The 20,409-nt window shown below is 64.3% G+C and carries 15 protein-coding genes; 5 read left to right on the top strand and 10 right to left on the bottom strand.

Annotated elements, in window-relative coordinates; all coding sequences use genetic code 11:
- Positions 1 to 58: 58 nt before the first annotated feature.
- Genes A5788_RS12105 through A5788_RS12095 form a run of 3 tightly spaced genes read right to left on the bottom strand, consistent with a single transcriptional unit; the run spans position 59 to position 4,944 of the window.
- Complete coding sequence (locus A5788_RS12105; RefSeq protein WP_064867870.1) at positions 59 to 1,585, bottom strand: pyridoxal phosphate-dependent decarboxylase family protein; 1,527 nt, start codon at positions 1,583 to 1,585, stop codon at positions 59 to 61.
- A gap of 19 nt (positions 1,586 to 1,604) precedes the next feature.
- Positions 1,605 to 2,993, bottom strand: a complete 1,389-nt coding sequence (locus A5788_RS12100; RefSeq protein WP_064867709.1) for an MFS transporter — start codon at positions 2,991 to 2,993, stop codon at positions 1,605 to 1,607.
- Positions 2,986 to 4,944 carry a hypothetical protein gene (locus A5788_RS12095; RefSeq protein ID WP_064867868.1) on the bottom strand — a complete coding sequence of 653 codons (1,959 nt, stop codon included), beginning with the start codon at positions 4,942 to 4,944 and terminating at the stop codon, positions 2,986 to 2,988. Before A5788_RS12095 ends, A5788_RS12100 begins: the two co-directional genes overlap by 8 nt.
- Before the next feature lie 192 nt (positions 4,945 to 5,136).
- On the opposite strand from A5788_RS12095, the gene A5788_RS12090 reads away from it, so the two are divergent.
- Positions 5,137 to 6,168, top strand: coding sequence for an LLM class flavin-dependent oxidoreductase (locus A5788_RS12090; protein ID WP_064867707.1), 1,032 nt, complete (start codon positions 5,137 to 5,139; stop codon positions 6,166 to 6,168).
- A 43-nt stretch (positions 6,169 to 6,211) separates the two neighbouring features.
- On the opposite strand, the gene A5788_RS12085 is transcribed toward A5788_RS12090, so the two are convergent.
- Complete coding sequence (locus tag A5788_RS12085; protein ID WP_064867705.1) at positions 6,212 to 8,104, bottom strand: acyl-CoA thioester hydrolase/BAAT C-terminal domain-containing protein; 1,893 nt, start codon at positions 8,102 to 8,104, stop codon at positions 6,212 to 6,214.
- Between the two features lie 174 nt (positions 8,105 to 8,278).
- Here A5788_RS12085 and A5788_RS12080 point away from each other — a divergent pair, with 174 nt between their 5' ends.
- Positions 8,279 to 10,747: a Tex family protein gene (locus tag A5788_RS12080; RefSeq protein WP_064867703.1), complete on the top strand. Its 2,469-nt coding sequence runs from the start codon at positions 8,279 to 8,281 to the stop codon at positions 10,745 to 10,747.
- Positions 10,748 to 10,786: 39 nt separating this feature from the next.
- Positions 10,787 to 11,203, top strand: coding sequence for an NUDIX hydrolase (locus A5788_RS12075; RefSeq protein WP_064867866.1), 417 nt, complete (start codon positions 10,787 to 10,789; stop codon positions 11,201 to 11,203).
- Here the strand turns inward: A5788_RS12075 and A5788_RS12070 are convergent.
- Positions 11,175 to 11,978: an SGNH/GDSL hydrolase family protein gene (locus A5788_RS12070; RefSeq protein ID WP_064867701.1), complete on the bottom strand. Its 804-nt coding sequence runs from the start codon at positions 11,976 to 11,978 to the stop codon at positions 11,175 to 11,177. The two genes, A5788_RS12075 and A5788_RS12070, sit on opposite strands and share 29 nt — an antisense overlap.
- A 118-nt stretch (positions 11,979 to 12,096) precedes the next feature.
- On the opposite strand from A5788_RS12070, the gene A5788_RS12065 reads away from it, so the two are divergent.
- The gene (locus A5788_RS12065; RefSeq protein ID WP_064870074.1) at positions 12,097 to 12,909 is read left to right on the top strand and encodes a shikimate 5-dehydrogenase; all 813 of its coding nucleotides are present in this window, start codon (positions 12,097 to 12,099) and stop codon (positions 12,907 to 12,909) included.
- 134 nt (positions 12,910 to 13,043) lie between these two features.
- Positions 13,044 to 14,408 (top strand): DUF4185 domain-containing protein, encoded by a 1,365-nt coding sequence (locus A5788_RS12060; RefSeq protein WP_064867699.1) that lies wholly within the window; start codon positions 13,044 to 13,046, stop codon positions 14,406 to 14,408.
- 21 nt (positions 14,409 to 14,429) lie between these two features.
- Here the strand turns inward: A5788_RS12060 and poxB are convergent, their stop codons facing one another.
- The 5 genes from poxB to A5788_RS12035 all read right to left on the bottom strand — a co-directional run bounded on the left by poxB (position 14,430) and on the right by A5788_RS12035 (position 20,381).
- Entirely contained in the window at positions 14,430 to 16,163 is a 1,734-nt protein-coding gene (gene poxB, locus A5788_RS12055; protein ID WP_049700758.1) for a ubiquinone-dependent pyruvate dehydrogenase, read from the bottom strand.
- Between the two features lie 95 nt (positions 16,164 to 16,258).
- Complete coding sequence (locus tag A5788_RS12050) at positions 16,259 to 16,660, bottom strand: hypothetical protein (RefSeq protein ID WP_064867697.1); 402 nt, start codon at positions 16,658 to 16,660, stop codon at positions 16,259 to 16,261.
- A gap of 134 nt (positions 16,661 to 16,794) precedes the next feature.
- The gene (locus A5788_RS12045; protein ID WP_082937996.1) at positions 16,795 to 17,613 is read right to left on the bottom strand and encodes a serine hydrolase; all 819 of its coding nucleotides are present in this window, start codon (positions 17,611 to 17,613) and stop codon (positions 16,795 to 16,797) included.
- Complete coding sequence (locus A5788_RS12040; RefSeq protein WP_064867695.1) at positions 17,610 to 19,007, bottom strand: amino acid permease; 1,398 nt, start codon at positions 19,005 to 19,007, stop codon at positions 17,610 to 17,612. Before A5788_RS12040 ends, A5788_RS12045 begins: the two co-directional genes overlap by 4 nt.
- Before the next feature lie 21 nt (positions 19,008 to 19,028).
- Positions 19,029 to 20,381, bottom strand: coding sequence for a diaminopimelate decarboxylase (locus A5788_RS12035; protein ID WP_064867693.1), 1,353 nt, complete (start codon positions 20,379 to 20,381; stop codon positions 19,029 to 19,031).
- Between the last annotated feature and the right edge of the window lie 28 nt (positions 20,382 to 20,409).

The raw sequence follows: 20,409 nt of genomic DNA, 5'->3' as shown, positions 1-20,409 counted from the left end.
CTGTCCACGTTGTCACTCTCGGCGAGCCGACTCAATGTCACTGTCGAGCCGACTCAATCTACGGGCTGCAATACGCGGCGAGGAACTCGGCGAGCAGGCGGGCGGTGACGGGGCGTGGCAATGATTCGACGGCCGCGATGATCGCGGGCATGTCCAGGTCTGACGCGCCACCATGCCGATGCGGGTCGATCCCGGCAGCAATCAGAACCTCTTCCGCTGCCGCACTCGGCAATGCGAGCGCCTGGGCGAGCGTGACGGCTCCGCTGTCGAATGCTCCCGCCAGTTCACGTAGTGCCTCGGGCGCCAGCCGGGCGGGCTCGCCACGCACCTCCTCGGCCGCGAGCGCGAGAACCTCGACGAGTTCGTCGACGACGGAATCGGTGACCGGTGTGATCGTCAGGTGTGTGGTGGCAGGCAGGACCGTGCCATCCGGCTGCGTGAACGCGGGCTGAGCCTGCAGTGCGAATCCGCGGGCCGACACCGCGGAACCCCAGAGGTGGGTGTCGACGGGTTCGGCCGCCTCGGGGTCGGTGCGTACGGCGAGAACCGGTCCCGACGGCGCGCCGACGACGCGTAGCCCGTCGATTCCGTCGATGGATGTGACGACGGCATCGAAGGCATGGCGGATTCGTCCCGTGAGTGCGGCGTACCCGTCGGCACCCAGGGTTCGGCTGACCGCCCATGCCGAGGCGAGTCCCGCAGCGGAGCGGGAGCCGAGCAGCGTCGGATTGACGATCGGGTAGCCGGGCCAGTCGGTGATGGAGAAGAACTGGGCGCGGTGTCGGTCGCGGTCGCGGTGCAGCAGGAGCGACGAGCCCTTTGGCGCGTAGCCGTACTTGTGCAGGTCGGCAGAGAGGCTGGTGACGCCGTCTACTCGAAAATCCCAGGGAGGCAGACCATCCCACCACGCCAGTGCGAATCCGCCGAGGCAGGCGTCGACGTGGAAAGCGAGATCGCGCGATCGGGCGATCTCGGCGATCTCCGCGATCGGATCGAGCACTCCCGTCGGGTAGTTGGGTGCCGAGGCCACGACGAGGATCGTGTCGTCCCGAATGGCATCGGCGATGTCGTTGGCGCGCACCGCAGTCGATGCCGTCGGCACGGGCACCCGGATCGCCTCGACACCGAACAACGCGGCGGCCTTGAGGAACGCCGCGTGTGCGGTCGTCGGCAGGACCATCGACGACTGCCCGGGTGCGGCGCCTGCGCGATCGCGTGCAGCCTTCACAGCGAGCAGGCAGCTCTCGGTGCCCCCCGAGGTGACCGACCCCACGGCGTCCGGACCGTGGAAAGTAGTGCGGCCGAACTCGATCAGGTCGCGTTCCATTGCCGCCACGGAGCCGAAGACAGTCGGGTCGAGTCCGTTGACCGACTGCACCATTCGTGCTGCCGATGCCGCGACTTCGTCGAGCACCTCGAGTCCGGAATCGTAGACGTACGAGAGCACATGTCCGCCGTGCGTCGGCGCATCCGTCGATCGATAGTCAGCCAGTTCGTGCAGAGCCGCGTCGGCTCGATCCTTCAGGTTCGGCGGTTCCTGAGCTCGTGGATCCACCGGGTCGGCTGCGTCGGCGCTGGAGGTCATCGACATGGGTCCTTTCGGGTCACTGAGTGGGGTGCCCCGTCGTGCTGGGGTGAGCTGTCAGAGCGTCGACGCCGGCGTCGTCGCGGTAGCCGCGGAGGAAGAGCAGACTGAATGCGGCGAGTAGCGCCGGCACCAGCGAGAAGGCGAGTGCGATAGCGGTGAGCGCCGAATCCGGTTGTCCGACTGCGGTATCGCCGCTCGACGACACGAACCCGCCGAGCGCGAGAATCAGCAGGAACACGCCCGGTCCGAGAGCGAGGCCCACCGTCTCACAGGCGGTCCACACCCCGGACATGGCACCGCCCCGGTCGTGGCCGGTGGTGCGGCGATCCGATTCGATGATGTCGGGGAGCATCGCGAGCGGGAATGCCTGCATGCCCGCATATCCGACGCCTGCGACCGCCACGGACGCCAGCATCCACCAGCCGGGGGCCCACGTCGCCACCAGCAACGACGCCGTTGCGGCGATGAACAGCACTGACGCCAGGACCAGCCCGGCCACCTTCCCGAATCGGTGTCCGAGTCGATACCAGAGCGGCATCACGATCAGCGCGGGTCCGACCAGCGCGACGAACATGTACGTCAGCGCGGACTTATTGCCGAGGAGATACGTCGCTACGTATTGCGCGCCACCGAGCATGACGGCGCTCGCGAGTGCCTGAATCACGAAGAGTGCGACGAGGAGTCGGAAGTTGCGTACCTGTGTCAGCGCTGCGACACCGTCGCGCAGGCGGGTTCTGGGAGGTTCGGCGACTCGTGACGCCTCAGCGGATCGGGGTGCTGCGCCGAATGTCGCGATGAGCATTCCGGTGCAGAGGACCAGTGCTGCCACGACAGCCATGACCGCGTACCCCACGTGGCCGCCGCCCGCGGCGTCGCGAATCGCCGGACCGCCCGCGCCGACCAGCAGAATAGCGAGCGCGAGGACCGCGATTCGTGTGGTGATGAGGCGGGTTCGTTGGTGATAGTCGTGCGTGATCTCTGCGGGTAGCGCGACGTAGGGCACCTGGAAGAAGCCGTAGGCGATAGCCGTCAACGTGAAGAACACGAACACCCAGGTGGCGGCCAGCGCAGGGGACGCGCTCGGTGGGACGAGGAACGTGAGTACGAACAACGGGACGAGTGCCAGCGCTCCGAAGACCATGAAGGAGCGTCGGCTCCCGGTGCGGGCTGCGCGTGCATCCGAGCGGGCACCGATGATCGGGTTGACCACGACGTCGATGATCTTCGGTGCGACCACGACTATCGAGGCAACCGTCGCCGCAACCGCAAGCGTGTCGGTGAGGTAGTACGCCAGTACCAATCCGGGGAGCGTGCCGAAACCACCCGTACCGACACTGCCCGCGGCATACGACAGCAGCGTTCGACGTCCGAGCACGTCTGCAGGTGCCGCGGGCCGGTCAGCCACGGTATGCCTCGACCCGTTCCCACATTCGGGTGTACGCCTCCGCGGCGGCGAACAGGTCGTCGACGACGCGCGGGCCGTCGACCGGCCCCGCCTGGACGCGAAGGCTCTCGATCCAGTCCGGCAGAAGTCCGTAATGTGCTGTGCCGTCGACGTTCACGTCGAAGACGCGTTTCCCGGAGACCTGCCTGCTGATCTCGGTGACACCGTCGGCTCCGCGGAACGGATACCTCACCGGGTTGCGACTCGCTGACGGTCGCGGGTGTGCCTGGGCGCCGAGACCACCCATGTCAGGGCCGAACCCGACGCCGAAGAAATAGTCGGGACTGCGCTGCTCGCGCAGCACACGCCACGCGGAGAGGTAGTCGGGCGGCAGGTCACCGTGTCGTCCCTTCTCGCCCGGTTTGCCCTCGGCGGGTGTCGCGAACAATCCGACGATGCCGCCGGCGGAGAGAATGCGGCCATAGTTGCGCGGATCGGTCCACGTGTGCGACGAGATCACTCCTGGATAGTGACGCCTGGAGATGATGTCGAGGACGGCTTCGGCCGATTTGGCGCTGAAGTGGTCGATGTCGATGGCCATGTTGCGGTCGATGAGTCCGTTGACCGCGTACGCGCCCAACGACGTCAGCCCGCGAACGTTGCACTGCTGCCCGCGCGGGTAGCCGAGGACCGGGTTGTCCTTCTCTGCGGTCTGGCACTTCTCGACCTGCCACGGATGCCCGTTGGACAACTGCTCGCCGGTGTTGACGGCGGTTCCGGTGACGCCCTGGTCGAATCGCGTTCCGCCGAGCGCGTTGTCGAATTTGTGCGTGAGGATCACCTGGCGAATGCCCATCGACTTCAGTTCGTCGAGTCCTCGATCGATATCGGTGCGCGAGCACAGTGAACGACCGGACACCTCGCGGCACCCGAACGGCTCGGAGATCTCGATGCCGAGAGTCACGGCCACCTTGCCGTCCGCGATGACTCGACGGGCGTCTGCCGCCGAGGACACGATGCGCAGGAATCCCTTTCCGGGGCCACCATTTTGGGCGTCGACGTAGTCGACGAGCTGGTGTAACAGCCGGTGTTGGATGCGCACCGATTCCATCTCGTTGCACGGCTGATCGCCGCGCCAGTACTTCTCGCACAGCACGCGGTTCTGCACGTAGTAGTTCTGGATCATGCGCAGTCCCGACCGCCAGGAACGTTCGATCCAGCGGTAGTAGGTCTGCTCGTGCGTCAGTGAATCCCACCTCGGCCACTGCGAGAACGTCGGCCAGCCGTCGGTGGCGTGCGGGCCGGGGCGCGACAGCACCTGCTCGGACACCGCGGGAATGCCGTCGGGCTCGTGGTCGGGGCAGTCGCGCAACGCGACCGTCACACCCAGCGGATCAAAAGGCTTGCCGCAGTGCAGTTCTCCACCGAGGAACTGCTCGGAAAGCAGATGCGCGTGTGAGTCGACGAAGCCGCGGAGATTGCCCTGGGCGTCGGTGCCACGCATGACGGGACCGGTCACGTCGATCTCCGGTTCGGGAAACGGTCGACATCCCGTCGCAGGCGTGAGCTGTACTTCTCGAGGTCCGCCACTTCCTGCGACGGCGGGTGTCAGTGTGAAGTCGCGACCGCTGCCTGTCACATTCCACTGGGCGCGGGGGCTGACGGTGGGCGTGAGTGTCGGCGTGCCCGCAGTCGCGGTGAGTAGACGTCCGTCCCTACCGGAGAAGAGATAGCTGCCGAGGCCTGCGGCCTTGGCGGTGAACGGCCCGGACTGCCCGCCCACGTTCTTCCCACCTCGATCGGCGATGTGCACGCAGGTGTTCGCCAGGGCGTAGACGTCGCCCGTGACCGCTCCCGCACGTGCAGGGAGAAGGACGGTGAGGGTGCCGACGGCGAGGCAGCACGCGAGGATGAGTGCGGTCGGTGCGACCCGAACGCGGTTGTGTAGGCGAGGCGTCGCCGTTCTGGTCATTCCCGGCACGGTAACCGAGCGCGCTTGTACGCGCCGACTTTTCGATACCGGTGAGCCAAAGTCGGACGTGGTCAGGTCATCGCACCGACGTGCATTTCCTGCGACGACGCTCCGCGACGCGCAGCGGGCCCACAGGCATCATCCCAGACGGGGTATCACTGACACGAGAGCAGAATCACGACGGGAGATGTGATGCCGCGCGAAGGCGAATCACTACAGAAGATGGGGTTCCTCACGATAGGTCGGTTCGACGAGGCCGACCCGAGGGCTGGTCACCTCGAGACGCTGCGCACGATAGAGGCGGCAGAAGAACTCGGCTTCGACAGCGTGTGGTTGCGTGACCGGCACCTGCAGCACGGCATCTCGTCGCCGGTCGCGATGCTGGCGGCCGCGTCGATGCGGACGACGCGGATCGAACTCGGTACGGCGGTGATTCCGCTCGGACTGGAGAATCCGTTCCGCCTCGCCGAAGACCTCGCCACGGTCGATCTTCTCTCCGGCGGTCGTATCAATCCCGGTGTGTCCGTGGGTACTCCGATGAGATACGACGATTTCAAGACCGCGCTCTATCCGGACACCTACGACCGTGAGAACTTCTCCAAGAACCGGGTGCTGCGGCTGCTGTCGCATCTGCGGGGTGAACCGGTGAGTGACTTCGAGGGCACCGTCGGGATCGAGACCTTCTCCCGAAGCGTCCAGCCCCAGTCACCGGGTCTGGCCGGCCGCGTCTGGTACGGCGGCGGACTCGAATCGGCGAAGTGGGCCGCTCAGCACGGACTGAACTACCTGACCTCCTCGGTGGTCAGTATCGAGGGCACGACGTCGCGGGACTTCGCGACGATTCAGGCCGAGCACATCGACGCCTATCGGGCGAACCATCCCGATCCGTCGTCGGCGCGGGTGTCGCAAGGGCTCGTAGTGATCCCGACGGACTCCGCGACACCCGACCAGGTACGCAAATACGAGGCATACGCACAGTCTCGCTTCGAGCGGACGCTGAGCCCGCAGGGTCCGCGCGGAATGATGTTCTCGCCGGACTACGTCGGAAGTTCCGCTGAGTTGGCTGAGAAGCTGTTCTCGCACAAGGGCTTTCAACGAGCGACCGAGGTGGCGTTCGCGTTGCCCTTCACCTTCGACGCGGCAGACTACGAGCAGATCATCACCGACATGGCGCAGCATCTCGGACCAGCGCTGGGTTGGACACCCAAGAGCACCGAGTCATAGGCAGTCGGGGTCATGGGCAGTCGGGGGTCATGGGCATTAGGGTTCACGCCAGGGCGGAGTCGAGGAATCCGGTGATCTCGTCTGTCAGCGCCAGGCAGGCCATGCCGTGTTCGCGTGGTTGGCCACCGAGATCGATCCCGCCGACCACCTGGACCTGCGACGGGTAGAGACCCGGACGCAGGAGGTGCCCCGCGCCGTCGTAGCGGATGTGCCTATCGGCCTGCGACTGTCGGCGGCCGAGCAGCGCGTCGGCCATCTGCTCCGACGGCCACAGGTGATCGTCGGAGCCGCTCACGCACAGGATCGGGCACGCGATCTTCTCCGACGCGATGACCGCATCTGCGGTCTGCGAGCGGTTGCGTGACACGGTGTCGAGGCCTGCACTGTATGCGGGTGCCAACCTCAGCAACGTCGGCTTGTTGCGTGCGACATCTCGCGAGAGATGCCATGCGTTGCTGATCAATTGGGGCATGAGGACTCCGCTCGGCAGCGGCGCGTACGGACACGATTGGCCCCGGTAACTCCACGACGAGGTGTCGGGTATCTCGCCGCCGTCGCCGATCGCCTGCCAGGTCACCGAACTCGGGCTCAACAAGACAAGGGCTCCGACGGGAAGGTCGGGTTCGCGCGCGAGGGTGGCCGCCACGCCTTCGGCTCCACGGGAGATGCCCAGCGCGGCAACCGTGGTCGAATCAACGTCGGTGCGCCGCGACAGCCACGAGATCGCGGTGGCGAAGCGCTCGAGTGGAATGCCTGCGACCGGAACTGCTTCCGGGTCGGCGTCGAGCCAGTCATAGGCAAGGGCGACGATGCCGCGCGATGCCAGTGCGCAGATCGTCGCCCGCTGGGAGTCGTATCCGCCCTCCGAACCACCGAAACAGACCACGGCGCGTCGGGCATGGCCATCGGCCGGCAGTGCGAGAAGGCCCGGTCTGCCGTCGACATCGACCTCGCTGACGCGAACGCTGGGAGCTGTCGCGCACCGGAGTCGCGTGACGACGGAGCGATGCTGGCCTCCGCTCGCCTCGATACGAAGCTGCCACGGTTCCGCGGGAGGAATGAACAGGTCGGCGCGATCGGGTTCGCCGGTGAACGCCATCGCCCAGAGGATGTCGTCGACGGATTGTCCGGTGCCGGCCAGGCGGCCCTGCCAGCGCCAGGGTCTGCCGAAGAGATCCTGGCCGGACACCGACACCGTGAGGTCGGGTATGCCGGCGGCGTCGACGCCGATGGAGAACGGTTCGTCGTGACGGCTGGTCGACGGCGCGCGCACGACGACGCGAGGATCCTGCACGTCAGCGGGAGCGTCGGGCTGGGCGACCGGATCACCCGGACGCGCCGCGACCTGTCGCTTGCCGATCGCGTCGGTGTGCGAGGAGAACCACGCGGGGAAGACCCCGGACACGGTGCCGGCGACACCCAGCAGCGTGAAGGGCACCACCCAGTAGCAGACGATCGACAACGTCGACGCGCCGTCGCGGATCGTCGCGTCGCCCTGTACGAGGGGCGGGATCAGCGACACCACGGTCATCACTCCGAAGACCGCGATCCACATCCACGTCATCGCAGAGGTGATCACGCGGAATCCGTCGCTCCGCGCGACGTCGTCGGTGACGGACGCACGCGCGTACTCGCGGACGAACGGTCGGCCGATCACCATGCCGACGAGAGCGATGAGGAAGATCGCGGCGTTGCCCAGTGGTTGTAGCCAGCGCTCCAGAAACGTGTCGCTGACGGTGAATGCGAGGACGGTGAACATCGCGAAAACCAAGACGGCACCGGCCTCGAGTGTGTGCCAGGGCTGTTTACGCAGCCGCTGCACCGCGACAGCGAGCACGGCCAGGCAGAGGGCGACGATCACGGCGACGCGAAACGAGGTGTTGCCTACCAGAATCCAGTAGATGATCCAGGGGGAGAAGCCGATCAGGAATCCCATGAGGCACTCGATTCTCGGTAACGGACCGGCCGGTGGCGACCCCCACCGGCCGATCTTACGGCTGGTCCCGGCGGTGCGGGACCGAAACGCGCACCGCATCCGCGACGATGCGGTCGACGACACGCACATCCACCGCACAGATCGTTGTCAGCGCGCTTCGGTAGGGTGCTCCGAGTGACTTCGAGTGCATCCGAGACGGTTTCCGGAATCAAGTCGGTCAACGCGCGCCTGGCGGACGAACTCCAGGTCGGCGAGCATCAGGTAGCCGCGGCGGTCAGACTCCTCGACGAGGGGTCGACCGTCCCGTTCATCGCGCGCTACCGCAAGGAGGTGACCGGCTCGCTCGACGACGCGCAACTGCGCCTGCTCGACGAACGGCTGCGTTACCTGCGTGAACTCGACGAACGACGAGCCGCTGTGCTCGCCTCGATCGAGGAGCAGGGCAAACTCACCGACGAGTTGCGGAACGCTCTGCTGGCCGCGGAGACCAAGTCGCGCGTCGAGGACATCTACCTGCCGTACAAGCCCAAGCGCCGAACCAAGGCGCAGATCGCCCGCGAGGCGGGTCTCGAACCGCTCGCCGACCGATTGCTCGCCGATCCATCACTCGACCCCGCCGTCGCCGGAGCCGAATTCGTCTCCGACGCGGTGACCGACTCCGCTGCGGCGCTCGAGGGTGCCCGACACATCCTCATCGAGCGGGCCAGTGAAGATGCACAACTTGTCGGCGAGGTGCGCGAGACGTTCTGGCGACAGGGATCGTGCGCCAGCGCCGCGCGGTCGGAGGAGATCGCGAAAAGCGCTGCGGGACAGAAGTTCCGCGACTACTTCGATTTCGCGGAGCCGCTCGACGAGATGCCGTCGCACCGAGTCCTCGCCGTGTTGCGTGGTGAGAAGGAGGGTGTGCTCGCGGTCGACTTCACCGGCGGCGACGACGAGGGTTATCAAGCGATGGTCGCGGCGAGTCTCGGCGTCGACCTGTCCGGGACGGGCGCCGCGTCGACCTGGCTGGCCACCACCGTGCGCTGGGCATGGCGTACCAAACTCATGATCTCTACCGCCGTCGACGCTCGGGTCCGCCTGCGTCAGCGTGCCGAGGACGATGCTGTCGCGGTGTTCGCGAAGAACCTGAAAGACCTGCTCCTGGCGGCACCCGCGGGTAACCGCACCACTCTCGGTCTCGACCCGGGGTTCCGTACCGGCGTCAAGGTCGCCGTGGTCGACGGCACCGGAAAGGTGCTCGATTCGTGCGCCATCTATCCGCATCAGCCGCAGAAGCAGTGGGACACCGCGAAAGCGACGTTGGCAGCGTTGGTGGCGCGCCACGGCGTCGAACTGATCGCGATCGGAAACGGTACGGCGTCGAGGGAGACGGATTCTCTTGCCGCGGAGCTGATCTCGGACATCTCGGCCTCGGGTACGCGGCCGCCGATCAAGGCAACGGTGAGCGAAGCGGGAGCGTCGGTCTACTCGGCGTCGGAGTACGCGTCGGGTGAGCTACCCGACCTCGACGTCTCGATCCGAGGTGCGGTGTCGATCGCGCGCCGCCTGCAGGATCCCCTCGCGGAGCTGGTGAAGATCGACCCGAAGTCGATCGGCGTCGGCCAGTATCAGCACGACGTCACGCCGGGCACGCTCGCGCGCAGCCTCGACGCGGTGGTCGAGGACGCGGTGAACGCGGTCGGCGTCGACCTCAACACCGCGTCGGTGCCGCTGTTGGCCCGAGTGTCCGGTGTTACCCCGGCACTCGCCGAAGCCATCGTCGGACATCGGGATGCCGCAGGTCGCTTCCGCAGTCGCGGGGCACTGCTCGAGGTTCCTCGATTGGGGCCCAAGGCATTTGAGCAGTGCGCGGGATTCCTGCGGATCACCGACGGCGACGACCCGCTCGACGCGTCCGGCGTGCATCCCGAGGCGTATCCCGTGGTGCGTCGCATCCTCGACCGCACAGGCCTCGAACTCGCAGAACTCATCGGCGACGAGCGCTCGCTGAAGTCGTTGAAGCCCGCGGAGTTCGCCGACGAGAGGTTCGGCGTGCCGACGGTCACCGACATCCTCGGCGAGCTCGAGAAGCCGGGACGCGATCCGCGCCCGGCCTTCACCACCGCGACCTTCGCCGCGGGCGTCGAGAAGGTCTCCGACCTCCAGCCCGGCATGGTCCTCGAGGGTGTCGTCACCAACGTCGCTGCGTTCGGCGCATTCGTCGATGTGGGCGTGCACCAGGACGGGCTGGTCCACGTGTCGGCCATGGCGAATCGGTTCGTCTCCGACCCGCACGAGGTGGTCAAGTCCGGCCAGGTGGTCAAGGTCAAGGTCGTGGAGGTCGACGTCGATCGACAGCGCATCGGTCTGAGTCTTCGACTCGACGACGAGGTGCGCACACCGGGCGGCGATCGCGGCGCGCGCCGCAACGAGGCCCGCACCGGTCAGGATTCGCGCCAAGCCCCTCGTGGCGGGGCAGCGAACGGACGCGGCGGAAACGACGGCCGCTCCGATCGAGGTCGTGCAGGCAACGGGCAGGCTCGTGGCGGTCAACCGCGCGGGGGTAAGGGACGTGACGGCAAGGGGCGAGATCGGCGGGAATCCCAGCCGATCAACGGATCGATGGCACAGGCGCTGCGCGACGCGGGCTTCGGCAAATGACGCGGCTTACGTCACAGCGTGAGTGAGCCCGGCGAGCCGATGACGTCCCGTGGCGCGCCGTTTCCGGTCATCACGGTTGCTGCGGTCGTCATCCGCGACGCCAACGGCCTGTTGCTGACGGTCCGGAAGAAGGGAGCCGTCCGATTCATGCTGCCCGGCGGTAAGCCCGAACCGGGGGAGGATCGTCGACGCACCGCGCTGCGCGAATCGCTGGAGGAATTGTCGGTTGCGCTACGCCCCGACGACCTCGTCGAACTGGGTGTGTTTCGCGCCGACGCCGCGAACGAGGTCGGTCATCTCGTCGAAGCCACGGTGTTCGAGCATCCGTACGTCCGCGTCGACGCGCCTGCCGCCGAGATCGCAGAACTTCAGTGGATCGACATCGCTTCGACGGATACCCCGCTGGCGCCGCTGCTCGCCGACCACATCATCCCGTTGTTGCTGGCTCGGCGCTGACATCACCGAGCGCTTCGGCAGCGACGACCGGCTCCGGCCACCGCGGACTGATGCTGTCACCCGACGACACCCCACGAACGCGACGCATGAGCCAGGGATAGAGAAAAGTGCGCGCCCACTCGACGTTGTCACGCCGCCGTTGCTCACGTGTCGGCACGGGGAGTGGCGCCAACGGGGGCACGTCGATGCTGTGCGGTGCGCCGATCAACTCGAGCACCTCGGCTGCCATGCGTGTGTGTCCGAGCGACGACATGTGCAGTCGGTCGGAGTCCCACATCCGATAGTCGTCGTATCCCGCCAGCCGCCAGAAATCGAGGATGCGCGCACCCTGGCGCTCAGCGATCGCCCGCAGCAGCTCGTTGTAGATCGCGCTCCGGCCGCGCGTGAGCCGGAAGATGGGAGCCCAGCCTGCGTCGTACGCGGTGAACACGACGACAGTTGCACCTGTCGAGAGCAGTCGGGCCAGCGCTGCCTCGTAGCGGGACATCATCGCGTCGAGGTCGACCGAACCACGCATCAGATCATTTCCACCCGCGTAAATCGTGATCAGATCCGGCTGCAGCGATATGGCGCGGTCGATCTGCTCGTCGAGCACCTGATCGAGGAGCCGGCCACGGATCGCGAGGTTGGCGTAGCGCAGCGACGGGTTGTCGACGGCGAGTTGTTCTGCGACACGATCGGCCCATCCGCGTAACCCGTTGGGGCGGGTGGGATCCGGATCGCCGACCCCCTCCGTGAACGAATCACCAAGTGCCACATATGTGTTCCAGCCCACAGAATCGACCTCCTGATGTCCCAGTGCGACTAACGACGAGGCTACGACGCGACTCGTAGTGCTGTCACATCGTCGTTCGGTCGGTCTGAGTGGCGCCGTGGGCCGTAGCGTGGCACGCATGCCGATTCTCAACAAGGACATGACCCTGTGCATCTCGCTCGCCGCGCGGCCGTCGAACATCGGCACGCGGTTTCACAATTATCTCTACGACGAACTCGGCCTGAACTACATCTACAAGGCATTCACCACCACCGATATCGACGGCGCGATTGGCGGTGTTCGTGCACTCGGCATTCGCGGGTGTTCGGTATCGATGCCGTTCAAAGAAGCGGTGATCGAGCTTGTCGACGAGGTGGAAGAGTCTGCCGCGGCGATCGACTCCGTGAACACGATCGTCAACGACGACGGTCACCTCAGGGCGTCGAACACCGACTACGAAGCGGTGGCCACACTCATCGCAGACATCGATCCTGCGTCGTCGGTGGTGGTGCGGGGATCTGGCGGAATGGCGAAAGCCGTGGTTGCGGCGTTCCGTGGCGCAGGCTTCGACGATCTGACGGTGTGGGCTCGCAACGCTGCGGCCGGTCAGGAGTTGGCAGCGAAGTACGGCTACCGTGCGGCGGATACCGAGCAGGCCCCGGGACCGCAGATCCTGGTAAACGTGACTCCGCTCGGCATGCGAGGTGCCGACGAGGACGTGCAGTCGTTCGACGACGACGCGATCGCCGCTGCTGATCTCGTGTTCGACGTCGTCGCGTTGCCCGACCAGACGCCGCTGATCCGCGCGGCGTCGGCATCAGGGACCCCCGTGATCACCGGAGCGCAGGTCATCGCACTACAGGCGGCGGCGCAGTTCGAGAAGTACACCGGCCGGGTGCTGACCGCAGAACAGGTCACCCGAGCGTCGGAGTTCTCGCGCGCCGAAACGTGATCGTGACCATGCCTGCGAGTGAACGGTAATACTCTTGCGTCACACTGGCCTCTTGAATCACATCTGTCACACAGGGTGACGGACGTGGTGCCACCGACTCACAGTCGGACCGTTCATCGAGAGGACCGTCGACCATGCTCCGAACCCGAGCGGGTGCACGCAGACTCGTCACCGCGGCGCTTGTGGCGACTTCCGTCGGCGCTTTTCTCGTCTCCGGCGAGGGACGTGCGACCGCGGCGCCGTGCGCAAATGTGGGCAACGGCTCGCTTCCCGATCTCGGCAGCGCATCCGGGTCTCTGGGCGGAACGGGCTCCCTGGGGACCGGCTCGCTGGGCTCGGGTTCGGGTTCTGGCTCGTCCGGCGCGCGACCGGGCCTCGGAACCCAGGGGCCACTGCCCATCTACGTCACGCCACGCGCCCGCACGGTGTCGTGGGTGACCGGGCCGCGCAGCATCAACAGCACCTTCAACCGGTTCACGATCAGCGGCACCGATCTCGGAATCTCCTGGGACAACGGCTCCGGGCAGACGCTGATGGCGTTCGGCGACACCTTCGGCGACTGCAACGTAGTCGGTCAGGAGTGGCGACACAACACGCTGATGCGGACCCGCGACACCAAGTTCGACGACGGCGTGAGCGTCCCGCCCGGTATCCCCGGAGATGTGCAGTCCGGGAGTCCCGTCGACGCCGCACGCCCCACCTATGCCCGCGAACTGATTTCAGCACTCGGTGTCAGTCCCATCGAGACGACGACCATCCCCACCGCTGCGATGTCGCTGCCATGGGGCTCGGGGTATCGGCAGTACATCAACTTCATGTCGGTGCGATCGTGGGGTTCAGCGGGGCACTGGGTGACCAACTACTCGGCCGTCGCCCACTCTGACGACAACGGACAGAACTGGACGGTCGATCGCGACACCATCCTCGTGAATTCGCCAGTGGCCGCGGCACTTCCGTTCGACCTGCCGCCCGCGGAGCCCAACAACGGAAAGTTCCAGCAGAACGCCTACGTGCGCGGGCACGGCGCGCAGGACGAGTACGTGTATCAATTCGGCACGCCCAACGGACGATTCGGCGCAGGCTTCCTCGCACGGTTCAAGCCGACCGAAATCCTCGACGTGACCAAATACAAGTACTGGGCAGGTCGCGATCGTAAGTGGGTCGACAAGATCGCCGACGTTCCCGACGACGGATCGGCGATCGTCGTGCCCGCTCCCGTCACGGAACTGTCGGTGGCGTGGAGCCCGTACCTGAACAAGTACATGATGCTCGACGGCGACAACGGGATTCGCATCCGCACAGCGGATCGACCAGAAGGTCCGTGGAGCGCCCCGACCTACCTCGTGGAGCCGGGCGCCGTCGTCCTGTACGGACCCATGATCCAACCGCACTCGCCCGCAGTCGTCGGGTCATCGCCGGATTTGTTCTTCAACGCCTCGCGCTGGAGCGACTACAACGTGATGCTCGTGCGCGCCGACCTCAGCAAGGTGCCGCACTGAGGGCGGTGTCTGCCGCGGATGTCAGTCGAAGAGCCTGCGGAAGACGTTGGTTTCGGCGAGGTCCATCAGTTCGTCGCCGCGCCCGGAGAGAACGGTTCGGATCGCATATAGCGTGAATCCCTTCGCCTGCGCCGCCGACACCGTTGGCGGAATCGACAACTCCTGACGTGCGGTGACGACGTCGAGCAGTGCCGGTCCGTCGTGAGCGAGGAACTCGCGCACCGCGGAGTCGAGGTCGCCTGGATTCTCGACGCGGTCACCCTTGATGCCGATCGCACGAGCCAACGCGGCGAAGTCGGGGTTCTCCAGGTCGGTTCCGAAGCTCACGAACCCCGCAGCCTTCATCTCCAACTCGACGAAGTTCAGCGACGAGTTGTTGAAGACGACGATCTTGACCGGCAGCGCGTTCTGCGTGAGCGTCAGCAACTCGCCGAGCAGCATGGCGAGGCCGCCGTCGCCCGCCATCGCGATGACCTGCCGTCCGGGGAAACTCGCCTGCGCGCCGACTCCCTGCGAGACGGCGTTTGCCATCGACCCGTGCGTGAAGGAGCCGATCAGCCGCCGCTTCCCGTTCATCTCGAGGTATCGCGCCGCCCAGACGACCGGTGAGCCGACGTCCGGGATGAACACGGCGTCGTCGGTGGCGTGGTCGGAGAGCAGCTTTGCCAGATACTGCGGGTGGATCGGTGTCTTGCCGTCGTTCACGGCGAGATCGTTCAGCGACCCGCGTGCCTTGACGTAATGCTCACGCGACGAAGTCAGATGCTCCGAGCTGCGGTTTCGGTCGATGAGTGGCAACAGGGCCGGGATCGTGTCGGCGACGGATCCGACAAGCCCGACGTCGACCGGTGTGCGTCGACCGATCTGCTCGCCGCGGATATCGAGTTGGATGATCGTCGCCTTGGAGGGAAAGAACTGCTGATACGGAAAGTCGGTGCCCAGCATCAACAAGGTGTCGCATTTCTCGATGGCGCGATACCCCGAGCTGAAGCCGAGCAGTCCGGTCATCCCGACGTCGTACGGGTTGTCGTACTCCAGAAACTCCTTGCCGCGCAGCGCGTGAACAACCGGGGCTTGCAGAGCCCCCGCCAATTCGACGACGGCGTCATGCGCACCGGCAACACCCGCGCCACCCAGGATGGTGACCTTTTCGGCAGCATTCAGCGCTGCCGCGACATCCTGCAACTGGGCGTCGGTGGGGCGGACGATCCTGTCGATGGCGCGGATCGGCGCGCCGCCCTGACGGTGATGCTCTTTCTCGAGGAAGATCTCGCCCGGGATCACCAGAACGGCGACACCTCGTCGTTCGACGGCGGTGCGGATCGCGATGTCGAGCAACCGTGGCAATTGTGCTGGGGTGCTGACCATTTCGCAGAAGTCGCTGCACTCGACGAACAACTGCTCGGGGTGGGTCTCCTGGAAGTACCCGCTGCCGATCTCCGCGGCGGGGATGTGTGCAGCGATCGCGAGCACCGGAACACGACTGCGCTGAGCGTCGAACAGACCGTTGATCAGGTGCAGGTTGCCCGGCCCGCAGCTACCGACGCACACTGCGAGTTCGCCGGTCAGTGTCGCCTCCGCCGACGCGGCGAATGCGGCACCTTCCTCGTGGCGCGCGTGGACCCATTCGAGCCGCTGATCCTTGCGTAATGCGTCGGTGAATCCGTTCAACGAGTCGCCGGGGATTCCGTAGACCCTCCGTACTCCGGATCGGTCGAGCGTCTCGATGATGTTGTCGGCCACGGTTCGTGCCACGTGCACACTCCTTGATCGGGGACGGGCGTTCAGTTCGGCGTGCTCGGATCCCATCGTAGGCACGGCGCGGGCGATACCCGCTGCGTCGGTGTTGGTCAGGCACCCTCTCGGATCACCCGCGGGCCGATGGTCTCGGCACCCAAAGCCTCTACCCGAGAACGCAATCCGCGATCAGCGGTAACCACCGCGACCCGTCTGTCACGGTTCTCCGACACCACGTCGACGATGGCGTCGTCGCCCGACCCCGGCGCCTCGACGACTCCCACTCCCGGCCGACCGGCCGCTCCGCGGGCGCGTCCCTCGACGACCACCGTGATGTCGATGGGACCGGGCAAACCCGGCACGCCGGTGGGGGCGAGCGGTGCCACGGAGTCGAGGAGACGTTCGGTCGCTGCCCGACGGTCCCGCCACCAACCGTCGGGAACCGAACCGACGACATTGGCGGCGTCGACGACAAGGAGGGGAAGTGAGGGAGCTGGCGCGTCGTCAGGGCTCATCTACTCATCGAATGCGCCCGCGGGCATCAGGTCAAGTGCACAAAAGGTCGCACACCACGTCGTGTGACGGGCGGGTACGTACTGCAGCAGAGACAAGAATCTCAGTGAACCCAGACTATGAAAACCCGCGACGGTTATATGCGCTCCAGGTACTCGCGGATGCCTAGGCCGATGGACCGCATGCTCCCGAGAACCTCGTCACGCGGGTCGGTTCCGAGTGGCCAGTTGGCGAGCACCGCGTACCCGATTGAGCGACGGCTTCTGTCGTGGCGGACGCAGCCTATGTCAATCCGGGCATCCGAGATAGTTCCTGTCTTGTTCCACAGTTGGAAGCCGTTGTCGAGTTCAGTGTGCGCCAACGGATCAAGGCCGAAACATTGCGCGACCATCGAAAGATCGGTATTAACGGCGAGCCATTCTCTGATCTGAGCAGACACGTCGGCATTATGGATTTCTCCCGCCTCTATCCGACGGACCAACTCGCACAGCTCGGCAGCAGTTCCGCTCGAAAGTGTCAGAGCGTCATCGACAGGCCGATTCAAGCGAACGCGGTCTCGCATTCCACTCTCTACGAACCCCAGTTCGCGGGTCGCTTCCTGGACAGCACGAAGCCCGATTCTTCGCAGGAGCATATTCGTGGCTGTATTGTCGCTGACTGCGCCGATGAGCAGGCACAGGTCGTCTATGCGCATCTCCTTCTGCTTCATCAAGTACAAGATCCCTGAGTCTGCAACCACGTCTGCAGCAGTGGGGGTAATCGTCTGCATGGCGTCTAATGTGCCCACTGATATCTGACGAGCGACCTCAGCGAGGAGAAACGTCTTACCAACGCTTGCGGTCTTCAGGAGCCGGCCCGGTGCGTGCTCGGCGATCACTTTTGCTGTATCGGCTTCGATCAAGCGGACCGACCACTCGGCGGATTCTGTTAGCACCGGAAGCTCCAGCATGCTCATGACAACTCCTGACTCACCGGCGTTGAGTCGACAGATTTCTGACCGAACTTTTTTCGAAGGGCGTACGCACACAGAACAACAATGAGGCTTAGGATGCTCGTTAGCAGCTGGATGCGTTGGTCTGCTTGTAGAAGCATGGCGATCAATACCGCGACGAAGCAGATTATCACCGCGATGGTGAGGTAGGGAAAGAACCACATTCTCAACGTGATCTTGGACGGATCTTCAGTCTCGAGTTGCCTACGTATTCGCAGCTCGGAAAAGCCGATCATGATGTACATGAAGATCGCGACGACACCGCATGAATTTACGAGGAAGAGAAAGACGGAGTCAGGGGCGAAGTACGCAATTATGACTGAAATCCAGCCCACCACAGTACTCGCGAATATCGCTCGTGTCGGAACGCCACGTGAACTGGTTCTTACCAATGACTTCGGAGCGTCGCCGTGAGAGGCGAGGATGCGGAGCATTCGCGAAGAGGTGAAGATGGATGAATTAAGAACCGACAGTACTGCGGTCAGAATGACGAAGTCCATGACGATGTCGGCACCAGGTATGCCCATCTTCTGCAGTGCTGCTACATATGGGCTAGATAGAACTGAAGCGTCGTCCCACGGAAGAATGCAGACAACCAGGAATATCGAGCCAACGTAGAAGAGGATGATGCGCCAGATTACACCGGTTGTTGCGCGCGCAACAGATTTTCCCGGTTCCTCACTCTCGGCGGCGGCGATGGTGACTATCTCGGCCCCGCCGAATGCAAAGATTACGACAACGATGGCGCTGAAGACTGCGCTGATCCCGTTAGGTGCGAATCCGCCATGTGAAACAAGGTTGCTTAATCCGGTTGTTTCGCTAGGCCACACGCCGAGAACCCACAGAATTCCGAGTGTTATAAACGAGACGATAGCGGCAACTTTGATCCCCGAAAACCAAAACTCAAACTCGCCAAACCACCTGACCGAGACCAAGTTCGTGGCGGTCATAACTGCTAAGAGGACGATTGCCATCATCCATAATGGAAGTCCAATCCATTCTGATAGAATTTTAGCTCCGGCGACCGCCTCTACGGCGATTATGATTACATAGTAATACCAATAGAGCCAGCCGAGGGTAAATCCAGCCCATGGTCCGATCCCGATACGGGCATAATCTGCGAAGGCGCCAGCTTGTGGCTTGGCGACAACCATCTCGCCGAGCATTCGCAGCGTGCAAAGAACGAGAATGCCGGCCAGGCAATATGAAAGGATGGCGGCAGGGCCTGCGGTTTTAATTACTGCGCCGCTACCAACGAAGAGGCCAGCTCCGATCGCGCCGCCAATGGCGATCATTGTCATGTGACGTGTCTTAAGGGCCCTCGTGAGATCCGAAGGTGTCTGCGATTGTGAAAGCATTGGACTCGATTCGGGAAGAGGTCAGACGCTGAGTGGGACTAGGGTTGATTCTCCGGATTCAGATACTATCTCTGTAACGCTTTGCGCGCGTCGCGCGGTCGCCCAATTTCTGAAACCCGATTCGGACCGGATCGTATAGACGGCCGGACGCGGTAGTGCGTTGTAGGTGTAGTGGCTGGAGAAGTAGTATCCACCGGTTTCGGGTATTGCGATTAGATCACCCGGCCGTATTAGTGGGAGGCCACGGTTTACCGCAAGCATGTCGCCAGTAAAGCAAGCTGGCCCGGCTATATCCTGAAGACATATGTTTTCGGACCGTTGTTGCCCCTTCGAGTCGTAGACCGAAATTCGCAGCGGCCATTCGCCTGGTGCGAAAACGGTTCTCGTTGCTACCTGGACGCCAGCGTGGGTCACCGCAATGTGCCTTCCACCTGCTATTTTGGTGTACTCCACTCGAGTGACCAGTGTGCCGGCCTTTGCGGTCAGGGCGCGACCGAACTCGGTGACGAGTTCGAATGTTCCGTCGAATAGCTCCGGTGCCACTGCAAATAACGCAGCTCGGTGGTCCGCAAAGGTTGGAGTGACTAGATCAGAGTCGAAATTCACGGGAAGCCCTCCGCCAACGTCTATTCTGGTGACCTGTTGGAACCCGTTTCGTGCAGTGATCGAGTGAGCCAGTTCGACGATTAGTCGTACACCCGCTGCAGCATGGTCGAGACTAAGCCCTTGCGAACCGCTGTGTACGTGCAACTGCGTCAGCCAAGGTCGTGTTGCGAACGCTTCAATAATCTGCTCGCGGTTATCTGCAAGACCTATGCCGAATTTCGACGTTCGGGTGGCTGTGCTCGTGGCTCCGATAGCGCCCGCCCCCGTTTGGGGATTGATTCGGATGCCTATGGGTGATCGAGGTGGTCCTGCATGTGAGATCGCTGCGTCGACCCGCGCTAGCTCTTCGAAGCTGTCGATATTAAAGCTGATGCCTAGTTCCAACGCCCGTTTGATATCGGTATCGGTCTTGGCGGGCGAGTCCAACACAATCGATTCGGGGGCGAATCCTGCAGCAAGTGCTAGTGCGAGCTCGCCGGGGCTTGCGACCTCGCAGCCGAACCCATTGCTGGCGAAGTGCGCGAGCACAGGCCGAAGGGTGATCGCCTTAGCGGCGACGGTGTGCAGAACGGAGTGCCCGCCTCTATAAGCGGAAGTTAAGGCGAACATCAAGTCGTCGATCGTGTCTAGGTCTATGACACCGCACATCGGGTGGTTGTCGTCGAGGAGCGCTTTGGTAGCGATCCCGGCGACAACTTCCGATCGACGCCGTATGAGGGTTTCGGGCGTCGGCGTCGCATCGCCGACATTGTTCGTGAAGTCAAGCATGGATAGAGCCTATTGATGCCGGAGCCAT

Origin of the sequence: Gordonia sp. 852002-50816_SCH5313054-c, from assembly GCF_001665925.1 — a bacterium.
GTDB lineage: Bacteria > Actinomycetota > Actinomycetes > Mycobacteriales > Mycobacteriaceae > Gordonia > Gordonia jacobaea.
Note: the sequence above shows the minus strand (reverse complement) of the source record. Positions and strands in the feature narration are given on the sequence as shown.